Below are 23019 nucleotides of genomic sequence, written 5' to 3' on the forward strand. Positions count from 1 at the left end.
CTCGCTGGTTCCTAGTTGATGTTGACGGTCTGGCCCTTGGCCGTCAGCCGGCCGTCGGCCTTCAGCGCGAGTTCGGTGGCGGCCTGGATCTTCACGTCCGTCTTGGAGGTGATCTCCACGGCCTGGCCGCTCAGCGTGAGCTTCCCGCTCGCGGAGGTGACGGCGACGTCGGCGTCCGCGCTGATCGTGATCGTGCCGTCCTTGGTGCTGATCACGATGCTGTTCTTCTCGCTCTTGTCCACGATCTCGATCCGCTCCTCGCCGTCGGTGTCGACCAGGCGGATCACGTGACCGTTGCGCGACCTGATCACGCGGACGTCGTTCTTGCCGTCGTCGTTGGTCTCGGGCGGGTGGTCCTCGCCGTTCCACAGCCCGCCGAGCACGTACGGGGACGCGGGGTCGCCGTAGGAGAAGGCCACCAGCACCTCGTCGTCGACCTCGGGCAGGAAGTAGACGCCCCGGCCCGCGCCCGCCATGGGCGAGGCGACCCGCGCCCAGCCGCTCTCCAGCTCGCCGGCCATCCAGGGCAGCTTGAGCCGGACGCGCCCGAGCCCGTCGGGGTCCTTGTTGTTGGTCACGATCCCGGACGCCACCCCGTAGAACCGGCCGTGCGTCGCCGCGGGCCCGAACAGCTCGCCCAAGTTCGTCATGCCGAGTTCCTCCTCATGTTCATGGAGGTCAGGTACCCCTCGCCCGGCGCGACCGTGTGCGTGACACAGGTGAGGTAGTAGGTGCCGCTGAAGGTCTCGCCCGCCCCCTGGACGTCGACGACCGTGCCGGCGCGCAGGCCGGGGCGCCCCGAGCAGACGGCCTCCCCCTGGACGAAGGACAGCGCCATCTCCTGGAACAGCCCGCGCGCCATGTCGTCGGCCCGCGCCTTGGACTCGACCGGCACGTCCACCTGGGCGGTCCCGGACGCGCCGAACGCCCGCCGGGTGCGGCGCGGCCCCGGAGTACCGCCCCCCATCGCCGTCGCCTGCCCGCTGTCGGCCGTGGCCACGACCGCGCTCTTGGTCCCGGCGTCCCAGCCGCGCACGGTCACCTCGTCCACCTGGCTCAGCGAACGGAGCCTCGGGGTGAACTCGGTGAGGTCCTGGCCGACGTGCAGGGTGGCCACGGCCGGCCTGGTGTGCTGGGGCGGCCGGAAGTAGAGCACCTTGTCCCGTACGTACACCTCGTGCCCGATCAGGCCGGCGCGGGCGCGGAGGAACTCCAGGTCGGTCTGGTCGTGCTGGAGCACGTAGTCGAAGACGGGCCCGCTGTCGCTCACCTCGGCGCGCAGCCCGGCGCCGCGCGCGACCGTGCGCACGATCGCGCTGTCCTTCACCTTCGAGAACGTGCGGGTCTTGCGGCCCCGCGCCAGGCGGTGCCGCAGGTCGTACCCCCGGACGGTCAGCATGGGCGGCCGGTCGGGGCCGAACGCGGGCTCCAGGCTGGTGACCTCGCCGGTGATGACCTTCTCGGGGGCGCCGGCGGGGCCGAGCGCGATCTGCACCTCGGCGCCGAGCGCGAACAGCGGCGAGTCCGACCAGGTGACCTTGAGCCGGTCCTGGTCCCAGTTGTAGAGCACCACCGCGAACATGCTGAGCGCGCTGAGGTCGTCGACGACGGTGACCGACTCGATGTCGATCCTGGCGTCCAGGGGCAGGCGGGCGCCGTCCACCCGGATGTCGATGCCGGGCACCATGCCGGAGGTCGTCACGGTCGCCCTCCTAGGAGTCCAGCTTGGGGATCGTCAGGACGGTTCCCGGCGGGAGGCGGCGCGGGTTGACGATGGCGTTCGCCCTGGCGATGTGCCGCCACAACCCCGGATCGCCGTACTCCTCCGCCGCGATGCTGTGCACGGTGTCGTGGCGCCGGACGGTCCGGGTCTTCACCACGTCGGCGGAGTTCATCTCGCGCGCCTTGTAGTGCGCCTTGGTCTGGAACTCCAGGAAGACGCACGACATGGTGGCGCGGACCGGCGTGCCGTCGGCGAGGAAGAGGGTGAAACGCTGGTCGAGCTGCGTCAGCACCCCCGTGAAGATGTACGCGGCCCCCCACACCAGGCGGCAGATGGGCGGCCGGTGGGTCTCCCTGTCGACCTCGGCGAGCTTGGCCACCTGGTCGGTGAGCCGCCGCACGTCGGTCGCGTCGCTCCCCTGGAAGGGGTTCTCCGGGAGCGCGAGGGACGCCGCGCGCTGGAGGGCGGACGCCTCCGACCTGGACTCGTAGGTGTCGAAGAAGAGCTCGATCGACAGCGTCTCGGCGCCCACGTACAGGAACTGCTGCTCGGTGTCGGCCCAGGTCCAGCCGCTGCTCTGGTGGGCCACCTTGTTCTGGTGCCAGCCGACCGAGCGCGACCGGCTGATCTCGTGCGGGTTGAACAGCGCCTCCACCGAGTCGCCGGTCCACTTGCCGCTCTTGTCGTAGTCGATGCGCAGCTTCTTCAGCCCGCCGCCGCCGGGGCCGAGACCGAGCACCTCGGAGGCCACTCCGGCCTTGTTGATCGCCATCACCGCGTCCCCCGGCGCTCGGCCTCGATGGCGAGGCGCCGGGCGAACCGGCGGTGCACGGTCTCCACGATGTGGTCGATGTCGACCGGCGCGGGGGACGCGGGACGCGCCTGGCCTCGCGCGGCGTGCGCGTCTCCGTCCAGGGGGACCGTGCGCGCCGGGACCGTGCGCGCGGGTTCCGGTCGTACGGGCGGGCCGGCGGCGGCTGCCCGTCCGTTCCGCCCGGGCGAGGGATCCGCCGGGGCGCGGGCCAGGAGCAGCGGCTCGCCGGTACGCAGCGGCGGGCGCGCCGGGGCCACCAGGGGGAGGCCTCCCGTGGCCGCCGCGTGGTCCGCGTGGTCTGGACGGGTGGGGCGCGCGATCGGCGGTGCCACGGAGCCGACAGCCGGCGCGCGGTGGTCCACGGGGGTGACCGGACGCCGGTCCACGGCCGCGCCGGAAGGCCGGTCCACGGACGGCTGGTTCAGGGACGGCCGGTCCAGGGGAGAGACGACCGGCGGCCCGCCGGCCCGGTCCCGTGAGGCCGTACGGACGTGACCCGCGGCGCCGGCCTCCGGCGCGCGGGCGCGCGTACGGGGGAGGCCCGGCGACCCGGGGCGCGCGGTCCGCCCGGGGGAGGGGGCGGCGAGCTTCCGCTGCACGACCAGCGGGCCGCCCGCCGCCGGGCCAGGGGTCACCGGTCGGGCTGGGGCCGTCGAAGGGGACGCCGCGGTGCCCGGACCGGCCGCCGCGTGGCCGCCTGTCCCCGGATCCGCCGCCCGCCGCACGGCCGTCCCCGGCGGGGCCGACGAGGGGCCGATCGTGTCCGGTACCGGGCCGGTCGTGCCAAGGCCCGTCGTTCCAAGGCCGGTCGTACCAGGGCCGGTCGTACCAAGGCCCGTCGTACCAGGGCCGGTCGTCCCAGATCCGGCGAGCGGAAGCGGGGCGCCGGCCGGAACCCCGCCGGGCGCGGGACGGGTGAGCGGTGCCGCGCCGTGCGACCCCGGGCCGGAGAACGCGACCGGCTCACGCGAGCGCACACCGTCCGAGACCCCGGACACCACAGGTACCCCGGACACGATCGGGACACCCGCCGCCGGAACCCCGCCCGGCACGGGCCCGCCGGCCCCCACGGGCATTCCGCCGGCCACGGGCATTCCGGCGGTCACCGGCAGGCCGGCGGCCATCGGCATCTCGGCCGCCACCGCCACCCCGCCGGACACGGGGGAGACGGCAACCGGGACGCCGGCGGACGCCGGGCCATCGGCCGCCACCGGCTTCCCGTACACGACCGGCGTGGCCGCGCCATCGGACTCCGGCGCCGCGCGCCGCGCCGCCAGCTCGGCCAGGGGCAGATGGGGCATCATCCCGCGATGGCGGGCCAGGATCTCCCGCGCCGGAGCGGGGTCGAGCACACCGGGACGCAGGGCGCGCCGCTCCAGCCGGCGGACCAGCGCGGGGTCCCAGGGGGGTTCGGCCAGGTGCTCAGCCCGCATTGCCGGCCTCCCGCGCCACCTGCACGGCGCCGTGCGCGAGGGCGGCCGCCTGCCCGAGCAGCGGCTTGGTCAGCCCCTCGTGCGCCAGCTCGATCGCCTCGAACGCGACCTGGTCGCCGCGCGCGTCGAAGGCGGGACCGGTCCAGCGCACCGGCAGGGCGTTGCGGAAGTTCCACCACATCACCGGTATCTGGCGCCCGTCGAGCAGCATGATGGTGCCGTTCTTGCGGTGGATCACGCCGCGCACGGCGTTGTAGTGCCAGTTCCACATCACGCTGTTCGCGGTGAGCCCCCGGGTCAGCACCAGGTTCGAGTGGCTCGCCACACTGGGCAGCCGGTGCACGAACCCGTTGACGCCGCCCTCGCGGTAGTCCTCGGTCTCGACCCGGCTCTCCAGGCCGCTCACCTCGCTGCACCCGCCGAGCAGGAGCCCCTCGATCTCGACGGCGAAGTTGAACGCGGGGAAGGGCTCGAGCAGGGGGCGCGCCGGCGCCCAGTTCCCGGCCGCGGACGGCAGCCAGCTCAGGCCGAGCGGCACTCCCGTGGACGTCATGGCCGGTCACCTCCCTGTTCGTTGAGCCGCCCGTTGATGCGGGCCACCTCGGTCACCCACCGCTGCCGTTCGCGGTGGTCCAGCCGCATGATCTCCTGGTAGGCCCAGTGAAAGTGATAGGCCAAGTACGCCACCTCCTCGTGCAGCCGGTCCGCGGGGTAGCGTGTCATTCCCCCGGGCCGGCGGTCTCCACTTCGAACGCCCCCGCGCAGTGCGGGCAGTCGACCAGGATCCGGGTGTGCCCGGTCAGGTTGACCCGCTGGTAGAGGTCCTGGAGGTAGGCGAGGTCCGCCGAGTACATGTTCTCGACGGCCGCGGTGTTGACGTGGTCGAGCGTCCCGAGCCGCGTGATCACCCGGGCCAGCAGGATGATGACCAGGTACCCGGGATTGGAGCGGACCCGGGGGTCCTTGATCGGCTCGATCTCGTCGAACGCCGTGGCCAGGCGCATCGTCCCCTCACGGTGCACGGTCCCGTCGGGGGTCACCAGCCCGCGCGGGAGGGTGAAGGGGAACTCGGTCCGGAGCGCGCCGTCGCCTAGCTCCACTTGTCGACCTCGATCCTCTCGTAGGCGAGGGTGACCTGCTCGACGGCGATCTCGTCGGAGGCGGCGGACAGGCTCGGCCCCGTCCACGACTTCGGCCAGCACGCGAAGACGTTCCACGTGATCTTGGCGTTGCCCGTGTGGTCCAGCAGGGTGATCGAGATGTCGTGCCGCTCGACCGACCCCTTCGCGGCCTTGTCCCGCCACTCCCACAGCTTGCTGTCGAAGGTCAGCCCACGGCTGAGCGTGATGTCGCCGTAGGTGTTCAGGCCGGGGATCTTCCGCACGCTGAGGCTGCGGTCCGTCCCTTCCCGGTACTCGCTGGCGTTCTGGCTGCTCTCCAGCCCCGAGCACTCGCGGAAGCCCGCGCGCGTGATGCCGTCCAGCTCCACCGCGAAGTTGTAGCCGGCATACGGATCCACCCTGTTCGCCATCATTGACCTCCATTACGGGTTGTCGGGGGGGTGTCACACCGCGTTGATCGTCACTCCGCTGGCTCCCTGGATCACGCGGACGACGATGTACTCGGCGGGCGCGCTGGGCGCCACGCCGATCTCCGTGACGACCATCCCGGCGTCGACGACCGGGCCCGGGTTGGTCTCGCTGTCGCACTTGACGAAGAACGCCTCCTCCGCCGTCCGGCCCTTCAGGGCGCCCCGCTGGAACAACCCGTCCAGGTAGGCGGTCAGCTCGCGCATGATCCGCACCCAGAGCCTGATGTCGTTGGGCTCGAAGACCAGGCCGCGCATGAACCGCTCGACCCACCGGTGCACGTTCGCCACCACGCGCCGCGCGCTCACGTCGCGCCACGCGGGGTCGTCGCTGAGGGTCCGCGCGCCCCACACCCGGATGCCCCGGCCCGGCAGGGCGCGCACGCAGTTCACCGCCCGCGCGTACAGCTCGCCCGCCTGCTCGGCGGTCAGGTCGCTCCGCAGGTCGAGCGCGCCCTCCACGACCTCGTTGGCGGGCGCCTTGTGCACGCCCACCCGCCGGTCGCCCCGCGAGTAGACGCCGGCGATGTGGCCGCACGGCGGTACGTGCCTCGGCCGCCCGTCGCGGTCGCCCACCCGCAGCCACGGGTGGTACAGCGCCCCGTAGGAGCCGGCGGCGCCGTCGGTGGCGTTGAGCGCGTCACGCTGGCCGGCGGCGATCCCGGGGTCGTCGGTGGCCAGGCAGTCCAGGATGGCGAACCGGTCCCCCCGGTCCCGGCAGTGGCGCAGCAGCGCCCGCTGCGGGCCGGTCACGGTGTCGATCGCCGAGCCGGGCCGCCAGGCGGCGGCGAGGTCGGGCGCGCAGACCAGGTCGACGTCGTCCACCTCCTCCAGGGCCGCCAGGGCGCGTTCCAGTTCGTCCGGCGACGGCGCCGCCGGGTCGGTGTCCGCGAGGCGCACGACGTAGCAGGCCACGCCGTCGTTCTCGAAGAAGCCGCGCACCGCGTCGTGCAGGAACCCCTCCGCGGGCCCGCCGAACACCGCCTCGAACTCCGGCCACAGCGTGAGCCGGCGCGGGGTGCCGGGGCCGGTGGGCGCCCGGCCGACGAAGGCGGGCACCCCCGTCAGGAAGTTCGGCGGCGCCGCGGGCAGGACGTTGACCGGGTAGACGCCGGGCGTCAGACCCGTCACCGCGCCGCGCCGTCCCACTGGCTCAGGCGGAAGACGACGAACTCGGCCGGCTTCACCAGCGCCACGCCGACCTCGGTGACCACCTGGCCGAGGTCACGCACCTCCCGCGGGTTGGTGGTCTCGTCGCACACCACGTAGAACGCCTGCTCGGGGGTGGCGCCGAGCAGGGCGCCCGAGGCCCACACCGTGGTGAGGAACGCGCTGACGTTCCGCCTGATCTTCGACCACAGCTCGGGCGCGTTGGGCTCGAAGACCACCCACTGGGTGCCCTGGTCGATCGACTCGCGCAGGTAGTTGAACAGCCGCCGGGAGCTGATGTACCGCCATTCGGAGTGGTCGGCGCCGGCCAGCGTGCGCGCCCCCCAGATCGTCACGTTGGCGTCGAAGCGGCGGATCACGTTGATGTCGTCGGGGTTGAGCCCCGCCTGGGCCTGCTTGCCGACCGGCGTCTCCACGCCGAGCGCGCCCCGGATGACCTCGTTGGCGGGGGCCTTGTGCACGCCCCGCTCGGCGTCGACCCTGGCGTACACCCCGGCGATGTGCCCGCTGGGCGGCACGTACAGCGTGCCGCCCGCGGCGTCCTTGGCGCCCACGTCGATCCACGGGTAGTAGATCGCCCCGTAGGAGCTGTCACGGACGCCGCCCCGGATCTCGGCCGTGATCGGGGTGGCGGTCCTGCGGCCGTCCAGGATCGCGAACCGATCCCGCAGGTACTCGTTCTCGCAGTGGTCCAGCAGCGCCGACTGGACCGCGTCGCTGGTGGCGCCGGGGACGGCGACCAGGGCGATCTCGTCGATGACCGCGAAGGCGTCGAGCGCGCCGGTCACCGTCTCGTCCGCCGGGAGGAGGTCGGCCGGGCCCTTGGCGCCCTGCTTGCCGTCGCCGGACCCCGGCTCCAGCCGCGTCACCCAGCAGCGCCCGCCACCGTTGTTGAAGAACCCGTACACCGCCTGGGCGAGCGTCCGGTTCCCCGGCTTGACGCCGTCGCCGAACAGGGTTTTGAAACGTTCCCATCCGTCGACGAGCTGCGGTACCCCGGCGGGCGCCAGGGGGTAGAAGTCGGCCGGCTCGGCCGTCTTACCGCCGGCCTTCAGGCCGGTGCGGCCGGGGATGAGGGGCATCTGGACGTCGTTGGCGACCGCCCCGATGAACCCCGCGGTGCTGGTCCCGACCCCGGCGATCGGTTTGATCGCCGACGGGACCTCCTCGACGTACACGCCCGGCGTGAAGTACTGGGGCATCGCTGGCGTTCCCTTCGTTCGTCATGACGGCTGGTTCTCGCCGGCCGGGCGGTCGAGGCCCTGGCCGATCCTGATGACCTTCTCCGTCACCGCGGGCCCGGCCTCGACCGGCTCGGCGACGTCCACGCTGAGGGTGACCTTGTAGTGCAGGGTGGCCTTGGGCCTGCCGCCCATGGCCTGCCAGAACTCGCCGAGGCTCTGCAGCTGGTTGTCCGCGATGATCTTCGTGGGCATCGGCGGCTCCTGCCCGGCCAGCTCGCCGCGCAGGTAGGTGGCCGGGATCGTCCGGTGCCGGATCAGCACTCGGAGCACCTCGCCGAGCAGCCGGTGCTCGTCCTCAGCCGGGGTGGGCGTGCTCGCGCTCGGCCACGCGGTGATGAGGTACGAGCAGTCGACCCGGGCCGGCGGGTGGGTGCGCAGCGTCACCCCGTCCTCCCGCAGCTCCGCGCGCCAGTGGTTGTCGCGCAGGTCGAAGTTCTCCCGGACGTCGTACAGGAAGAAGGCGACGGCCGGCAGGGTCACGCTGGACGGCGGGAACTGGTCGTCGGGTCCGGCGAAGCTGATGGCGACGTTGCGCAGCGACAGCTCGGCCTTGACGAGCGCGGCGAGCGTCGCGTCCAGGTCCTGGAACACCGTGCCCCCTCCCGTGCGTGTCCTCCGGCCGCAGACCGAGGTGTATCGGGTGGGTATCGCCGGTGTGTCTGCGCGACCGTCTCCGGCGCGCCTCCGTCGCGGCGACGCCCCCGCAGACGCCGCCGCAGCCGTTCCCGGGGACGGCCGCCCGGTATACCGTTCGCGGGAAGCGCCGGCCACGGGGAGCGTGGAAGCGGTGGCGCCGGTCCGCGGAGGGGCCACATCATGAGTCGTCAGTTCGGCACGGCCGGACCCGTCACGGGGGGACGGGCGCCCGCCGCCGGTCACGGCAGGCCGAAGACCGGCGCGGCCCGCGCGGTCGCCGCCCCCGCGCCCCCCGGGGCCAGGGGGCCGGTCCAGAGGGTGGCCACGTTCACGAACGGGGCGGTGAGCACCGAGTGGCGTTCGGTGCGGATGGCCCTGGCGAAGCACAAGGTGGAGATGCCGAAGGACTGGATCGGCACCGATGACCGGGTCAGACAGGACACGCTGGAGACGGAGCTGGCGGCGATCAAGTCCTCGCCGACGCAGCACGGAACGTTCGACCTCGGCAAGGAGGAGGACGTCCGGAGACTGGCCGGCCTCCTCATCGGGCGGCCGTCCGGGACAGGCCCGCAGAATCCGGTCGGGCAGCCGCCCCCGACGGGCCCGCAGAACGCTCCGCCGCCCGGGCCCCCGCCGCAGCAGGTGACCGCCGTCCCCTCGGCCCCGCCGGCCGCCGGGCACTTCTCCGCCGAATACCTGAACCTCGGCAACCGGGTCGAGGTGTCCACCACCCTCAGGGCATGGGCGGCGTACGCGCAGAGCCGGTTGGACGGCCTGAGAAAGACCCACCTGGCGATGGAACCCGAGGTGCAGGACCGGCGGCAGAAGCGTGCGTACTATCCGGGCGACCCGAACACCGGCGCCGACGCCGAGAAGTTCCGCAAGGAGTACAAGCAGGCGAGGACGCGCGCCGTTCACATGGCGGGCGCCCTGGGCGAGGCGGAGACGGTGGACCAGGCGGTCCGTCGGCCGAGCACCAAGTCCACGGTCATCGGCGTGCTGCGCGACCCCGCCCGGAAGATCCAGAGCGTGGTCGAGTTGTCGATCATGAAGAAGTACGTGTACCTGTCGAACCTGGCCGCCAATCCCGAGAACATCGACTCCGCGAATCCCGTCAGGAGGGTCGGCGAGGCGTCTCTGGTGTTCACCGTGCTCCAGAGCCAGAAGGAACAGAAGGATCTCGTCAAGCTCTGGGCGCTCAACAACAAGGTGAAGGCGATCTACGATCATCTCGGTTTCCGGGTGGAAGGCGTGCCCGGTCCCCACCCGAAAGGCGACAAGACCATCGACGGCACGGGTACGCGCGTCCCGGCGAAAAGCGCGTGGCACGACAGGACGGCGGGAATGATGACCCTCGACCAGCAGGGGGCGGCGGGCCTCCTCGGCAGGGGAAGGGCCCTGCTCGACGTCCTTCCGGACGAGCTCCGCGGCGTCACATGACCGGCCTGGCAGGGCGTGGGCGCCGACGCCGGGCGGCGCCGCAGGACCGCCCCACCGGAAGGATCCCGTTCGCTACGGGGACACGACGACCAGGCGACCGCGGATGTGGTGGCATCCGCATTCGGAGGGCCACATGACGACTCGCCAGTTCGACACGACCGGCCGCACGACCGCTGGCCGCGCGCCCGCGCCCGTCCAGGCGTCCGCCGCCCCGTGCGGGCACGTCCAGCGGAAGGCCGAGATCCGCGGCGGCGGGGCGACGGCCGCCGGGCCGGCGGGCGGGCGGCTGGAGGGGGACTCGCGGCGGGAGATCGAGGCGGCCCGGGGCGGCGGGCGGCGGTTGTCCCCAGGGGTGGCCGAGGCGATGGGCCGGCGACTGGGGGCCGACCTCGGCCGGGTGCGGGTGCACACCGACGATCGGGCCGACCGGCTCGCGGAGTCGCTGAACGCGCAGGCGTTCACCACGGGCACCGACGTGTTCTTCCGCCGTGGCGGGTACGCGCCGTCGACCTCGGGGGGGCGGCGGCTGCTGGCGCACGAGCTGACCCATGTGGTGCAGCAGTCGCACGGGCACGTGGGGCCGCACGGGTCGGTGGGCGCGGCCGGCGACGCCCACGAGAGGCAGGCCGACCGGGTGGCCGGCGGGCTCGCCGCCCCGGAGCCGTCGCGCGCCGCCGCCTCGTCCGGCGGCGGAGGGCCGGTCCAGCGGACGGCGACGTTCGTGAACGGGACGAAATTGGAGGACTGGCGCGCCGCACGCCTGGCCCTGAAGAAGTTCGCGGTGCAGATGCCTCCCGACTGGGCCGATCCCAAAATGGGCATCAACGGCGACAAGCTCAAAGCGCGCATGTCCGAGATCGTGAACGATCCGTTCGACCACGGGACGTTCGACCTCGGGAAGGAGGAGGACGTCAAGCGGCTGGCCGCGCTCCTGGTCCAGCAGCCGCAGGGGGCGGCCCTGGGCAACGTCCAGCAGCCGCTACCGCAGCAACAACCGGTCCCCGTCCCCGCACAGGGCCCAGGAGCCGGGCGCTTCTCCGCCGAATATCTGAACAGCTCGAACAAGGCCGAGGTGCGAAAGGCGCTGCGGGAATGGGTGCAGTACGCCGAGGCCCGGGTCGATCTCATGCGGAAGACCTACATGAACATGTCCGGTGAGGTGTCGAAGCGGCGCAGGGAGGGGGCCTACTACCCGGACGACGCGGACCCCGGCAAGTACGCGGACGCCGTGGACTTCCGCAAGACGTACAAGGATGCGAAGAACCGCAGCATTCACATGTCCGGCGCGCTGAACGAGGCCAAATCGGTGCAGAAAGCGCTCGGCGGATCCCAGCCCATCGGGGTCCTGCGCGACCCCACCGGGAAGATCCAGAGCGTCGTCGAGCTGATGATCCTCACCGACAAGGTCTACCTCTCCAACCTGGCGGCCAACCCCGAGAACATCGACTCCGCGAGCCCGGTCAGGAAGGTCGGCGAGGCCTCGCTGGTGTTCACGGTGCTGCACGCCAAGAAGGAGAACAAGAACGCCATCGAGCTCTGGGCGCTCAACAACAAGGTGAAGGCGATCTACGACCACCTCGGTTTCCGGGTGGACGACGGGGGCGTGCTCGTCCCCCACACCCGCGGGATGAAGACGGCCGGCCCGCCGCCGCGTGGGCCCGTGAAGGACAGATGGCACGCCCAGGGCTCGATGGTCCTCGACCAGACGGGGGCGGCGGGCCTCCTGGGCAGGGGACGGGCGCTGCTCGACGTCCTCCCGGCCGAACTCCGCAACGTCCAGTGACCCCTGCCGGCGTCCGGTGACCCCTGCGGGCGTCCAGTCACCCCTGCCGGCGTCCGGTGAGCCGGGTCAGCGGGCGCCGGTGAACCGTTCCGCCGGGAGGATCTTGCCCATCTTCTGGTACTCGCCGGCGACGGCCCGGTGGAGGTGGGCCATGGTGATCGTCCCTCCGTCGGCGGCGGCGAGGAAGGCGGCGGTCAGGGCGATGTTGCGGATGTTGCCGCCGGGCAGGTCCACCTCCCGGGCGAGCCGTTCCAGGTCCAGGCCGGGGTCCAGCGGCGCCTCCCGCGGCCAGACCCGGGTCCAGATCCGCAGCCGGTCCTCGGTGCCGGGCACGGGGAAGTCGACGGTGAAGTGCAGCCGGCGGACGAACGCGTCGTCCATGTTCTTGCTCAGGTTCGTGGCCAGGACGACCACGCCCTCGTGCTCCTCCATCTTCTGCAGCAGGTAGCTCGTCTCCAAGTTGGCGTAGCGGTCGTGGGCGTCGCGCACCTGGGTGCGCTTGCCGAACAGCGCGTCGGCCTCGTCGAAGAACAGGACGGCCTCGCCCCGCTCGGCCTCCTCGAAGACGCGGGAGAGGTTCTTCTCGGTCTCGCCGATGTACTTGCTCACCATGGTCGACAGGTCGATCTTGTACAGGTCGAGGCCCAGCGCGCCGGCCAGCACACCGGCGGCCATCGTCTTGCCCGTCCCCGGCGGCCCGGTGAACAGGATGCCGATCCCGCCGCCGCCCGCCACCTTGTCCCCGAACCCCCAGGTCTCGTGGACCGTGGACCGGTGCCGGATGCGGTCGTGGATCTCCTGGAGCTGACGCGTGCGGTCGGCGGGCAGCACGATGTCGTCCCAGGTGTGGCGCGTGGGGACCCGCCGCGCCAGGGCCGCGAGCCCGCCCGAGGACCTGCGGCGGCACGCGGCCGCCAGGTCGTCCCCGGTCACCACGGGCGCGTCCGGCGTGCGCGCGTACGCCAGCCCGCGCGCGGCCGCCGCCGCCCCGGCGATCTGGCCGCCGGTCAGCCGGAACCGGCCGGACAGCGCGGCCAGGTCGAAACCGGTGGCGTCCACGCCCATCCCGCCGAGCGCCGCGCGCCACAGCCCCAGGCGTTCCGCCGTCCCGGGGACCGGGAACTCCACGCCGGCGACCGTCAGGCCGTCCGGGACGTCCACGGCCTCCCACGCCGCCGTCCCGGCCAGGAAGGCCGGCCAGGGCGACGCCTGGAGCATCGCCAGCAGCGGGGCGGCCCGCCGTGGCCGGTCGGTGAGCAGGGCGTCGGCGTTCTCCCAGTACATGATCGCGCCCAGCAGCCGCGCCTCGCGGTCGGCGAGCGCGACCAGCGACGTGAAGTCCTCCTCCGGGAGGCCGGCCAGCGACTCGGCGTCCACCACCAGCAGGTCGGCGCCCCAGGCGTGGCTCAGCGCGGCGGCGGCCGTGCGCTTCCCGGTGCCGGCGGGACCGTGGAAGTGCAGGACCAGATCGCAGTCGAGGTGCCCGGCGAGGCCCGCCAGCCGGGACCGGAGGCCGGCGGGGAGGACCAGCCGGTCCAGCGGCGTGACGGGTTCCACCAGCCGGGCGTACGGGCGCAGGAGCGGTTCGGGCTCGTCGTCCTCCAGCAGGAACCGGGCGATCCGCGGATCCAGGGCCACGCTGCGCGTGAGGAGGGGCCCGGCGGGCCGGGAGGCGTCGCCGGTGAGGGTGACCAGCCGGTGCCGGAGCAGCGGCGCGCCGGCGCCGAACCTCGCGCGCGCGGCGATCCTCGTCGGCAGGTCCGCGTACAGCAGGTCCAGGACCAGCTCGACCGTGGGAGTGTGAAGCGTGGCGTCGTCCTGGAGGTGGGCGTACAGGCGCTCGTACCGCCGGTCGATCTCGGGGGCCAGGCAGATGACGATGACGTCCACGTCGAACCGGGTCAGCCCGAACAGCCGGGCCAGGACGACCAGCCGGAGGAACGCGCCCTGGTCCAGCCCGGCGGCGGAGCGCTCGCCGATCTCGCCCGCCAGCCGCTCCGCCTCCGCTAGCCCGGCGTCCGTCTCCTCACTCCGGGCCCCGGCGTCCGTCTCCTCGGCCCGGGCCCCGGCGTCCTCGGGTTCGGCGTCCGCGCGCTCCATGAGCAGGCGGAGCAGCAGGTCGAGGCGGGCCAGCTCGGCCAGCACGTGCTGGAGCGTGGTCTGGTACGCCTTGGTGTCATCTTCCATGGACCGGCCTTCCGCGGGGACGTCGGGTCGAGATCAGGTGCGGGCGTCTCAGCGGGCGCCTAGCCTGGCGGGAGCGTTCCAGAGTCGTCGCCGGGCGGGCCGTACCTGACCTGGTGCAGGCTCCGCTGGAGCGTCGCGAGGCTCGCCTGGATCTGGTCGAGCCGGACGTTGAGCCTCGCCAGCGCGTCCGTCACCGCCGACGGCGGCGCGTCCGCCTCGGCCGCCGCCGCCGTCGCCGGGAGGTCGGCCACGCGGTCGTCGCGGATCTGCTCGTACAGCGACACGGTCGAGGAGGAGGGCCGGACGCCCAGCTCGCCGGTCATCGCCGCGTGGCACTGGTCGTACTGGTGCATGGCCGAGGTGCGGTCGCCGGCGCCGAGGTGGAGGCGCATCAGCCTGCGGTGGGTGGTCTCCCTGGTCAGGTCGTGCCGCAGGATCACCTGGCCGAACGCGATCCCCCTGGCGTAGAGCCGGCACGCCTCGCAGTAGTCCATGAGCTGTTCGAGCATGGCCAGGTAGGTGACCCGCAGGCGGTCGCGCTCGTACCCGCACCAGTCGTAGGGGGAGGTCTCCATCAGGTCGCCGCGGTACAGCCCGACGGCGGACTCCAGCAGCCGCGCCTGGGCCTCGGTCAGGCGGTGCCCGGGGGTGTCGCGGGTCGCGGCGCGGGCGTTTTCGAACGCTCCAACGTCCACCCAGGAGGAGCCGGGGTCGACATGGACCCGGTCACGGTCGACGACGAGGGCCGTCGCCTCCTCGGGTTCGCTGAGCGGGCCGTGCCGCAGCGAGGTGTTCAGCTTCCACAGTGTCTGGCGCAGGTAGCGCTTGGAGACGGTGGAGTCGCCCTCCGGCCACAGGACCTCGGCCAGTCCGTCACGGGTATGCGCACGATCGCGGTATATGAGCAGATAACACAGAAGTTCCAGCGCTTTCGTCGGCGGCGCGGGAAGGGGCCGACTGCCCTGATTGATCGACACGAATCCGAATAATCTGACGGTTAAATCGTGCACCAGACCTATTTCTCCCATCAGACGGACAGGAGCCACGCAGCCGATCTCTGCGACGTACTCGGCACAGCCTAAGTGACCTACCCCATGCCTGGCCAGGGGGCATTTCCCACCATGTCCACCCAATACGGACACAACGCAACGGGACGCCACTGCCCTGAGCGGCGTGCCCATCGCGATCGCCGAGCTTGACCTGAATTGCGCCCCATAATGGGACTTATCTCCTTTATTGGCTGATTTTCGGTAAGAGTGTGGAGTGTTCTTCCTCAGCCCGGACCGCGCCGCAGCAGGCGGAGGTCGTCGCCCCAGGCGTCCAGGACCGTGTCATGACCGGCGGCGCGGGCGAGTGGCTCCAGGTTCAGGAAGAGCTCGCGGGCGGTTCGTGGCGCGGCGTGCGACAGGACCGCCGTGAGGTCGGGCAGCAGGCGTTCGTGCCGCCAGGCCGGCGGCCCCAGGGGATGGTTGCGCAGTTCCCAGCCGAGGTACTTGTTGTACGGGCGCACCCGCTGGTGGAGGGCGAACACGCAGGTCAGCAGGGGAGGAATGCTTTCGGCGGCGTCCAGGCGGGCCTCGGTGGCGTGCCCGTCGCGGTCGTTCTTCAGCCAGCGGTAGGCCGCGTTGACGAAGGCGTCCAGCGAGGCGGCGGCCGTCGCGCGGGCCTCCTCGGGTGACAGCGCCCCCTTGCGGGCCACCAGGTCGCCGATGAGGCCGTCGGGCCGGTCCTTCAGGACGCGGGCGTGGGTGAAGGCGTACCGGTTCCACTCGAAGCCGGACCCCGGAAGCGCGTGCGCCCGGAACTCCGCCAGGGTCAGGACCACGACGTCCAGCAGCGCGTCACGGCGCTCCTCGGCGACCGTCAGGCCGTCGGCGGTGACCAGGTAGACGTCGTGGTCGGACCGGCTGGTGGCCATGCCCTCCCGGGCCCGCGACCCGCTGAGCACGGCCCCGGCGACCGCCGGATCGGCGGCGACGCGGGCCAGCAGGGCGGAGAACGCGTCCGCCCCTGGGTCGTCGGTCATCCCGGTACCCCACCACAGGCCCCCGCACGACGGCAACGCGTTATATCCTCGCCGGCACCACGACCGCCGGCATCACGGCCCCCGCCGGCAGCACGACCGGCGGCACCACGGCCCCGCCGGCACCACGGCCCCGCCGGGCTACACGGTGATGACGACCTTCCCCCTGGCGTGGCCCTCTTCGAGGTAGGCGAGGGCCTCGGGGACCTGGCTCAGCGGGTACGTCCGGTCGATGACCGGGGTGATCGTCCCGGCCGCCAGGAGGTCGCACAGGACGGTCAGGTCGCCGGCGCTCTCCCGTACCAGGAAGGGGACCATCCGCTGGCTGACGACCTGGGAGATCAGCACGAGCCTGGCCATGCCGGCCAGGGGACCGATCCACTGCCCCTTGGCCGGCGCGCCGGCCAGGAGCGCCCCCCTGGGTGAGAGGACCCGCCTGAACTCCGCCGGGGTCCGGTTCCCCACCATGTCGACCAGCAGGTCGTACCGCCGCCCGGTGCGGGTGAAGTCCTCCTTGGTGTAGTCGACGACCTCGTCGGCGCCGATCGACCGGACCATGTCCACGTTCGGGGTGCTGCACACGCCGGTCACCTCGGCGGCGCCCAGCGCCTTGGCGAGCTGCACGGCGAAGGTCCCGACGCCGCCCGCCGCCCCGTTGACCAGGACCCGGTGCCCCGGCTGGATCCGCCCCTTGTCCCGCAGGGCCTGCAGGGCGGTGATCGCCGCCACCGGTACCGACGCCGCCTGCTCGAAGGTCAGGCCGGCGGGCTTCGTCACGATCATCCCGCTCTCGGGGATGCTGGCGTACTCGGCGAACGCCGCGCTGCGCTCGGCGAGGTTCCCGCCCCGGCCGCCGAACACCTCGTCCCCGGGCCGGAACCGGGTGACGTTCTTTCCCACCGCTTCGACGGTGCCCGCCATGTCACTGCCCAGCCCGTGGGTCCTCGGGCGCCTCAACCCGGCCGTCGCGCGGGCGACGTACGGCTTGCCCCGCATGAAGTGCCAGTCCAGCGGGTTGACCGAGGCCGCGCGCACGCGGACCAGCACGTCGTCGTCGCCGACGGCGGGCATGTCGACGTCCCGCAGCGTGACGACGCCGGGCGGGCCGTAGGCGTAGTAACGGATCGCCTTCATGGGGCTCCTCTCGATCTGCCACCGGCTCCGCGGTCGTGCTCGCCAGCCTAGGGAGCGGGCGCCGCGCCGGGATCACGGGAATTCGTGATCCGATGGCCGTCCGGCCGGCGGCGGGTGCGCGCGGCGGTAGTAATGTCCGAGTCAAATGGCCAGACCCCCGCGCCACTCCGGCAACCTGCCGGCCGAAACGACCAGCTTCGTCGGCCGCCGCCGTGAGCTCGCAGAAATCAGGAAGAAGCTCACCGAGGCCCGCCTGGTCACCCTCGCCGGGCCGGGCGGGGTCGGCAAGACGCGCCTCGCGCTCCGGACCGCGGCCGACCTCAGGCGCGGGTTCCCCGGCGGCGCGTGGCTGGTCGAGCTCGCCGAGGTCAGGGACGCCGCGCTGGTCGGCGACGCCGCCATGGCCGCGCTGGACCTGCGGGACCAGGCCGCCACCGAGCCCCTCGCCTTCCTGCTGTCCTACCTGCGGGACAAGAACCTGCTGCTGGTGGTGGACAACTGCGAGCACCTGCTCGGATCGGCCGCCCGGCTCGTGGCCGAGGTCATGAAGGCCGCGCCGGGCGTGCGGGTGATCGCCACCAGCCGGGAGCCGCTGTCGGTGCCGGGGGAGCACGTGGTCCCCGTCCCGCCCCTGGACCTGCCGTCGGCGCACGCGGCCGGGCCGCTCGCCCGGCTGAGGCAGAACGAGGCGGTCATGCTGTTCGCGGAACGCGCCGAGGCCGGATCGGGCAGGTTCGAGCTGACCGCCGCGAACCAGGAGGCGGTGGCCGACCTGTGCCGCCGCCTGGACGGCCTGCCGCTGGCGATCGAGCTGGCGGCCGTACGGACCCGGGTCCTTTCGGTCGAGCAGATCCTCGGCCGCCTGACCGACCGGTTCGGCCTGCTCACCGGGGGCGGCAGGACCGCGCTGCCGCGCCACCAGACGCTGCGCACCACCATCGACTGGAGCCACGACCTGCTGGCGGCGGGCGAGCAGACGCTGCTGAGGCGATTACGGGTGTTCGCCGGCCGGTTCACCCTCGAGGACATCGAGTCGGTCTGCGCGACCGGGGAGGTGCCGCCGGCCCGGGCGCTGGAGGTGCTGTCGTCGCTGGTCGACAAGTCCCTGGTGATGAAGGAGGAGGTCAGAGGCCTCGCCTGCTACCGCCTGCACGAGACCATGCGCGAGTACGCCGGCCTCAAGCTGGCGGACGCCGGCGAGGAGGGGGCCGTCGAACGCCGCTTCGCCGAGTACTACCTGGCGGGCTGCGGGCGGTCGGCGGCCGAGGCCCAGTACCGGCTCCCCGAGTGGCTCGAATGGATGGAACTGGAGATCGACAACGTCCGGTCGGTCCTGCGGCGATGCCTGACCCGGGGGGAGCACGCGCGCGGGATCGCCCTCGCCTACTCCCTGGGCTACTACTGGATCACGCGCGCCACCAGCGAGGGCGTCCGGTGGATCGACGAGCTGCTCGCGTCCGGGGGCGGCGACCGGCGGGCGCACGCCCAGGCGTGGTTCATGCGCGGGTTCCTGGCCACCCTGCAGTCCGATCCGGTGACCGCCCGGCCGGCGCTCGAACGGGCGGTGACGGCGGCCCGGGAGGCGGGACCGCCCGGCCTGCTGTCCCAGTCGCTCTCGCTGGCGTCGATGGCCGCGACCATGGCGGGCGACCGCTCGTCGGCCGGGCGCCTGGCCGAGGAGGCCAGGGCCGTCACCGAGCGCATCGACGACCTGCCCGCGACGCTCATGCACCTCCAGTCGCGGGCGCTCAACGGGCTGCTGGACGGCGACCTCGACGCGGTCAGGTCCGCGTCGGCGGAGGGCGTGCGTCTCAGCCGGGAGGCGGGCGACCTCTACAGCCTCGACATGATGCTGATCAACATGGGCTCCGCCGCGCTGATCGCCGGTGACCTCGACGGGTCCAGGCCGCTGTTCGCCGAGGCGCTGCGGATCGCCCACCGGATCGACGACCGGGTGGGACAGTACCTCCAGCTCGACGCCCTCGGCTGCCACGCCGCCGGTTCCGGCCGGGCGGCGCTCGCGGCGCGGCTGCTCGGGGCGGCCGAGACCGTGCGGACGGGCGCTGGGGCGAGCGTCCTGCCGTTCCTCGTCCCGTTGCTGACCCGGGCCGAGGCGTCGGCCGTGGCGGCGCTCGGAGCGCCCGGGTACGCGGCCGAGTTCGAGGCCGGACGGAGCATGAGCCGGGACGACGCGGTCAGGCTCGCGCTCGGCGAACCCGCCCCCGCCGCCCCCGCCGTCCCGGACGACGCGGGGGACGCGCCGCTCGGGAAGCGGGAGGCGGAGGTGGCGCGGCTGGTCGCCGATGGCCTGAGCAACAAGCAGATCGGGGCGCGGCTGTTCATCTCCGAGCACACCGTCGACAGCCATGTGCGCGCCATCCTGAACAAGCTCGGGTTCAACTCCCGTACGCAGATCGCGGTCTGGATGTCGTCGCCGAGGGAGTAGCCCTGAGTGCCCGGTCGCCCTTGGAGGCCCGCGCCGGCCGGCGGCGCGGGCCCCCGCGGGTCAGTGGTGGCCCCGGGACTCCAGCAGGCGGTCGCCGGGGTTGCACAGCTCCCCGGTGAAGAACGTGCTGCCGGGCACGCACCGCCACATGCTCGGGTTGGTGGAACTCGGGGCCAGGCGCACGTTCGTCGCCTGTTCGAGGGCGTAGCCGCCCGCGAGCAGGGACGCCTCGCCGAAGGCCGGGCCGACGAGGGTGACGCCGATCGGGTTGTGGCCGGCCGAGCTGGCGGTGGCGCCGTACCCGGCGGGGAGCGTCAGCGCCGGGTAGCCCGCGCGGTCGGCGTACCCGACGAGCGCGCTGCCGCTCGGCACCATGACGGCGTCGAAGTCGTCGGACCTGTCGTCGGGTGTCCCGTTGGTGAGGATGCCGTCGATCACCGCGCGGTTGGACGCCCTGCCCGCCTCCAGGTCGGCCCGGTACGCCGCGCCGGTCGCGGTGTCGGACAGGTCGACGGCCTGGGCGGCGAGCAGCTGACCCTGCTGGTACTTCAGGCCCTCCACGGGGTTGGCGTCGTTGTAGTCGATGACCGCCCGCAGCGACCGGGCGCCCGGGCCGCGCCGGACGCCGGACAGGTAGGCGTTCAGGTCGCGCTTGAACTCCGACGGCACGATGCTCGCCGGGTCGGGGCTCGGCGCGCCGAAGGACACCTCGGTGGCGGTGGCCCCGAGCGTCCGCAGGGCGGTCACCATCGACGGGTACGGCTCGGCCGTGCTCGCGACGACGGCGATCCGCCTGCCCTGGAGGGAGGTCGTGGTCAGGCCCTCGGTGTAGTTCCTGACGGGCGCGCCCGCCGTCGCCGGGTCGGCCCGGTCGGGTCCGGCGATCACCGTGAGCGCGCTCGCGGCGTCGTACACCGTGCGGGCGATCGGGCCCGGCGCGTCCTGCGACCGGGCGACCGGCAGGATGCCGGTACGGCTGACCAGCCCGACCGTCGGCTTCAGGCCGACGACGCCCGCCGCGTCCGCGGGGGCCACGAGCTGGGCCGAGTCGGTGGAGGTCTCCATCCCGATCGTGAACGCGGCCAGCCCGGAGGCCGTGGCCGCCGCGGAACCGGCGGACGAACCGGCCGGGGTCTTGTCGGTGTCGGACGGCAGGAGCACCTGACCGGCGAGCGAGGAGTACCCCTTCGGCATGTTGGCGTCGAAGACGCCGTTCAGCTCGGAGACGTTCGTCTTGCCGAGGATGATCGCCCCGGCGGCCCTGAGCCTGGCCGCGACCGTCGAGTCACCGGACGGCCGCAGGTCCTGCAGGGCGATCGAGCCGCCCGTCGTCGCCATCGCGTCCACGTCGAACCCGTCGTCCAGCAGGACGGGAAGGCCGTACAGCGGCCCGCGCGGCTTCTTGTCCCTGCCGCGTCTCTGGTCCAGCGCGCGGGCCTCCTCGATGGCATCGGTGTTGACGGCCCGGACCGCCTGGGTGGCCGGTCCTTCGGCGTTGGTCAGCGCGATCCGGTACAGGTACGCCCTGACCAGGGCCTCGGAGGTCAGCGTGCCGGCGGCGAGCCGGGCGCCGAGGCTCCGCGCCGACTCGGTCTCCAGCGAGAACCGCAGCGGCTGGGGCGCGCGGCCGAGCATCCGCATGATCGTGTCGTGGTCGGGGTTGCAGTGGCCGCGCTTGGCGAAGGGCTCGGCCGGGACCGTCCGCGCGCAGCGGTACATGCTCGGGTTCACCGAACCCGCCGTCTGCCGCAGGCGGGTGGCCTGCTCGATCACGTACCCGACGCCGATCAGGTTGTACTCGTCGTAGGCGTTGCCGTGGACCTGCACGTTGACCGCGCGGCGGTTCGTGGCGCCGTACCCCATGGGGATGGTGATCGTCGGGTACCCGGCCTGCGGGCCGCTCGGGACGCCGCCGAGGATCGCGATCACCGGGTCGGCGGGCTGGGCCGGGTCGGAGCCGGTGTAGGTCATCATGTCGTCGATGGCCTTGTGCCACGCGGCCTTGCGGACCGGCAGGTTCGCCCGGTACGCGAGCTCGTTGGGCCCGCCGGGGGAGATGTCGGCGAGTGCCGCGTTGAGGTGGTTGTTGTTGCCGTATTTCAGGGCCTGCTGGGCGTTGGCCTGGTTGTCGGCCACCTCCTCGGCCAGCGATTTGATCGGCGCCCGCGGGCCGAGCCGCTGGTAGTACTCGTCGATGGTCTTGTGCTGCTCGTACCCGGCGGGCAGGTTCGGCAGCGTGCCGACGGTCGTCAACGGCCGGGGCACCATGATCGCGCCCGCCGCGGTCAGCGCGTCGTAGGCGATCTTGAGCGGGGTGCCGTCGGTGAGCGTGCCGTTGTAGCCGATCTTCTTGCCCCGGACGAAGTTCACGTCGAGGGCCGCCATGTAGTCCGGCAGCTGCGCGGGCGGGGTGGGGATGACGCCGGTGGCGAGGTAGTCGGGTCCGAAGATCGCGCGGTACTCCGCGTCGGCGCCCGGATCGGGCCCGGCGATCGAGGCGAGCGTCATCGCCGCGTCCGACACGCTGCGGACCATCGGCCCCGCCGTGTCCTGCGACGCGCTGATCGGCGCGATGCCGTACCCGGGGACGAGCCCGACGGTCGGCCGCAGCCCGACCAGGCTCTGCGCGTTCGACGGGCTGATGATCGACCCCGACGTCTCGGTGCCGATGCCCAGCGTGGACAGCGCCGCGGCCATGGCCGAGCCGGTCCCCGACGACGAGCCGCTCGGGTTCTGGTCGGCGTCGATGCCGTTGAGCACCTGCCCGGTGAGGTTGCCGAAACCGGAGGGCTGGTTGCCGAAACTGTTGGCGAACTCCGACAGCCCGAGCTTGCCGAGGATCACCACCCCGTGCTCGCGCAGCTTCTTGGTGATGCCCGCGTCGGTCGCCGGGTACGACGCGCGCAGGGAGTAGTTGCCGGCCGAGGTGTACATGCCGGTGACGTCGACCAGATCCTTGAGCAGGATCGGCAGCCCGTGCGCCGGCCCGAGGACGTGGCCCGCCGCCCGCTGGCGGTCGGCCTGCGCCGCCTGCCGCAGCGCGTCGGAGTTGAGCTGCGTCACGGCGTTCAGCCCCGGCCCGCGCTTGTTCAGCGCCGTGATCCGGTCGAGGTAGGCCTGGGTGAGCTCGACGGAGGTGAGCCGCCCCTTGGCCATCAGGGCTTCGGCCTGGGCGCCGGTGAGCGTCTCCAGGTCCAGGACGGGCGGCCGGTGGTCGTGGGCCTCGGCCGGTGCCGTGGCCATCGTCGCGGTCAGGGTCGCGGTGAGGGTCGCGGTGAGGAGGGCTGAGAGGGTGAAGCGGAATCTGGGCACCACACGCTCCTTGAGGAACCGGGTAATGCCCGTGACCGTATAGACGATCAGTTACGACTAAATGTCCGGAATGTTCCGGCCTGGGG

At 72.8% G+C, this 23019-nt stretch carries 19 protein-coding genes; 3 read left to right on the forward strand and 16 right to left on the reverse strand.

What is annotated here, in order from left to right; translation table 11 throughout:
• Window positions 1–11 precede the first annotated feature (11 nt).
• The 11 genes from NYZ98_RS03450 to NYZ98_RS03500 are packed head-to-tail and all read right to left on the reverse strand — an operon-like array spanning window position 12 to window position 8563.
• On the reverse strand, window positions 12–650 hold the full coding sequence (locus tag NYZ98_RS03450) for a phage baseplate assembly protein V (protein ID WP_262840973.1): 639 nt from the start codon (window positions 648–650) through the stop codon (window positions 12–14).
• On the reverse strand, window positions 647–1702 hold the full coding sequence (locus NYZ98_RS03455; protein ID WP_262840974.1) for a phage late control D family protein: 1056 nt from the start codon (window positions 1700–1702) through the stop codon (window positions 647–649). The genes NYZ98_RS03450 and NYZ98_RS03455 overlap by 4 nt, the downstream gene beginning before the upstream one ends.
• 10 nt (window positions 1703–1712) lie before the next feature.
• A complete protein-coding gene (locus NYZ98_RS03460) occupies window positions 1713–2495 on the reverse strand; it encodes a CIS tube protein (protein WP_262840975.1) in 783 nt (260 codons plus the stop codon).
• A complete protein-coding gene (locus NYZ98_RS03465; protein ID WP_262840976.1) occupies window positions 2495–3970 on the reverse strand; it encodes a hypothetical protein in 1476 nt (491 codons plus the stop codon). Before NYZ98_RS03465 ends, NYZ98_RS03460 begins: the two co-directional genes overlap by 1 nt.
• Window positions 3960–4523: a phage tail protein gene (locus tag NYZ98_RS03470; protein WP_262840977.1), complete on the reverse strand. Its 564-nt coding sequence runs from the start codon at window positions 4521–4523 to the stop codon at window positions 3960–3962. The genes NYZ98_RS03465 and NYZ98_RS03470 overlap by 11 nt, the downstream gene beginning before the upstream one ends.
• Complete coding sequence (locus NYZ98_RS03475; protein WP_316249526.1) at window positions 4520–4693, reverse strand: DUF6760 family protein; 174 nt, start codon at window positions 4691–4693, stop codon at window positions 4520–4522. Before NYZ98_RS03475 ends, NYZ98_RS03470 begins: the two co-directional genes overlap by 4 nt.
• Window positions 4690–5070, reverse strand: a complete 381-nt coding sequence (locus tag NYZ98_RS03480) for a hypothetical protein (RefSeq protein ID WP_262840979.1) — start codon at window positions 5068–5070, stop codon at window positions 4690–4692. Before NYZ98_RS03480 ends, NYZ98_RS03475 begins: the two co-directional genes overlap by 4 nt.
• On the reverse strand, window positions 5061–5501 hold the full coding sequence (locus NYZ98_RS03485) for a phage tail protein (protein WP_262840980.1): 441 nt from the start codon (window positions 5499–5501) through the stop codon (window positions 5061–5063). Before NYZ98_RS03485 ends, NYZ98_RS03480 begins: the two co-directional genes overlap by 10 nt.
• Window positions 5502–5534: 33 nt before the next feature.
• Window positions 5535–6689 carry a phage tail sheath family protein gene (locus NYZ98_RS03490; RefSeq protein ID WP_262840981.1) on the reverse strand — a complete coding sequence of 385 codons (1155 nt, stop codon included), beginning with the start codon at window positions 6687–6689 and terminating at the stop codon, window positions 5535–5537.
• On the reverse strand, window positions 6686–7930 hold the full coding sequence (locus NYZ98_RS03495) for a phage tail sheath family protein (protein WP_262840982.1): 1245 nt from the start codon (window positions 7928–7930) through the stop codon (window positions 6686–6688). The genes NYZ98_RS03490 and NYZ98_RS03495 overlap by 4 nt, the downstream gene beginning before the upstream one ends.
• A 21-nt stretch (window positions 7931–7951) precedes the next feature.
• Complete coding sequence (locus NYZ98_RS03500; RefSeq protein ID WP_262840983.1) at window positions 7952–8563, reverse strand: DUF4255 domain-containing protein; 612 nt, start codon at window positions 8561–8563, stop codon at window positions 7952–7954.
• 225 nt (window positions 8564–8788) lie between these two features.
• Here NYZ98_RS03500 and NYZ98_RS03505 point away from each other — a divergent pair, with 225 nt between their 5' ends.
• Both NYZ98_RS03505 and NYZ98_RS03510 read left to right on the forward strand, forming a co-directional pair.
• Window positions 8789–10048 carry a hypothetical protein gene (locus NYZ98_RS03505; RefSeq protein ID WP_262840984.1) on the forward strand — a complete coding sequence of 420 codons (1260 nt, stop codon included), beginning with the start codon at window positions 8789–8791 and terminating at the stop codon, window positions 10046–10048.
• A gap of 133 nt (window positions 10049–10181) precedes the next feature.
• Window positions 10182–11831 (forward strand): eCIS core domain-containing protein, encoded by a 1650-nt coding sequence (locus tag NYZ98_RS03510; RefSeq protein WP_262840985.1) that lies wholly within the window; start codon window positions 10182–10184, stop codon window positions 11829–11831.
• A 66-nt stretch (window positions 11832–11897) separates the two neighbouring features.
• On the opposite strand, the gene NYZ98_RS03515 is transcribed toward NYZ98_RS03510, so the two are convergent.
• The 4 genes from NYZ98_RS03515 to NYZ98_RS03530 form a co-directional block, all read right to left on the reverse strand.
• The gene (locus tag NYZ98_RS03515; RefSeq protein WP_262840986.1) at window positions 11898–14018 is read right to left on the reverse strand and encodes an AAA family ATPase; all 2121 of its coding nucleotides are present in this window, start codon (window positions 14016–14018) and stop codon (window positions 11898–11900) included.
• 59 nt (window positions 14019–14077) lie between these two features.
• A complete protein-coding gene (locus NYZ98_RS03520; RefSeq protein ID WP_262840987.1) occupies window positions 14078–14995 on the reverse strand; it encodes an AfsR/SARP family transcriptional regulator in 918 nt (305 codons plus the stop codon).
• A gap of 296 nt (window positions 14996–15291) precedes the next feature.
• Complete coding sequence (locus tag NYZ98_RS03525; RefSeq protein ID WP_262840988.1) at window positions 15292–16044, reverse strand: hypothetical protein; 753 nt, start codon at window positions 16042–16044, stop codon at window positions 15292–15294.
• 138 nt (window positions 16045–16182) lie between these two features.
• Complete coding sequence (locus NYZ98_RS03530; protein ID WP_262840989.1) at window positions 16183–17175, reverse strand: NAD(P)-dependent alcohol dehydrogenase; 993 nt, start codon at window positions 17173–17175, stop codon at window positions 16183–16185.
• 145 nt (window positions 17176–17320) lie between these two features.
• On the opposite strand from NYZ98_RS03530, the gene NYZ98_RS03535 reads away from it, so the two are divergent.
• A complete protein-coding gene (locus tag NYZ98_RS03535; RefSeq protein WP_262840990.1) occupies window positions 17321–19621 on the forward strand; it encodes a LuxR C-terminal-related transcriptional regulator in 2301 nt (766 codons plus the stop codon).
• Between the two features lie 60 nt (window positions 19622–19681).
• On the opposite strand, the gene NYZ98_RS03540 is transcribed toward NYZ98_RS03535, so the two are convergent.
• Window positions 19682–22933 carry an amidase family protein gene (locus NYZ98_RS03540; protein WP_262840991.1) on the reverse strand — a complete coding sequence of 1084 codons (3252 nt, stop codon included), beginning with the start codon at window positions 22931–22933 and terminating at the stop codon, window positions 19682–19684.
• Between the last annotated feature and the right edge of the window lie 86 nt (window positions 22934–23019).

It is taken from the genome of Sphaerisporangium corydalis, assembly GCF_025506355.1.
Lineage (GTDB): Bacteria > Actinomycetota > Actinomycetes > Streptosporangiales > Streptosporangiaceae > Sphaerisporangium > Sphaerisporangium corydalis.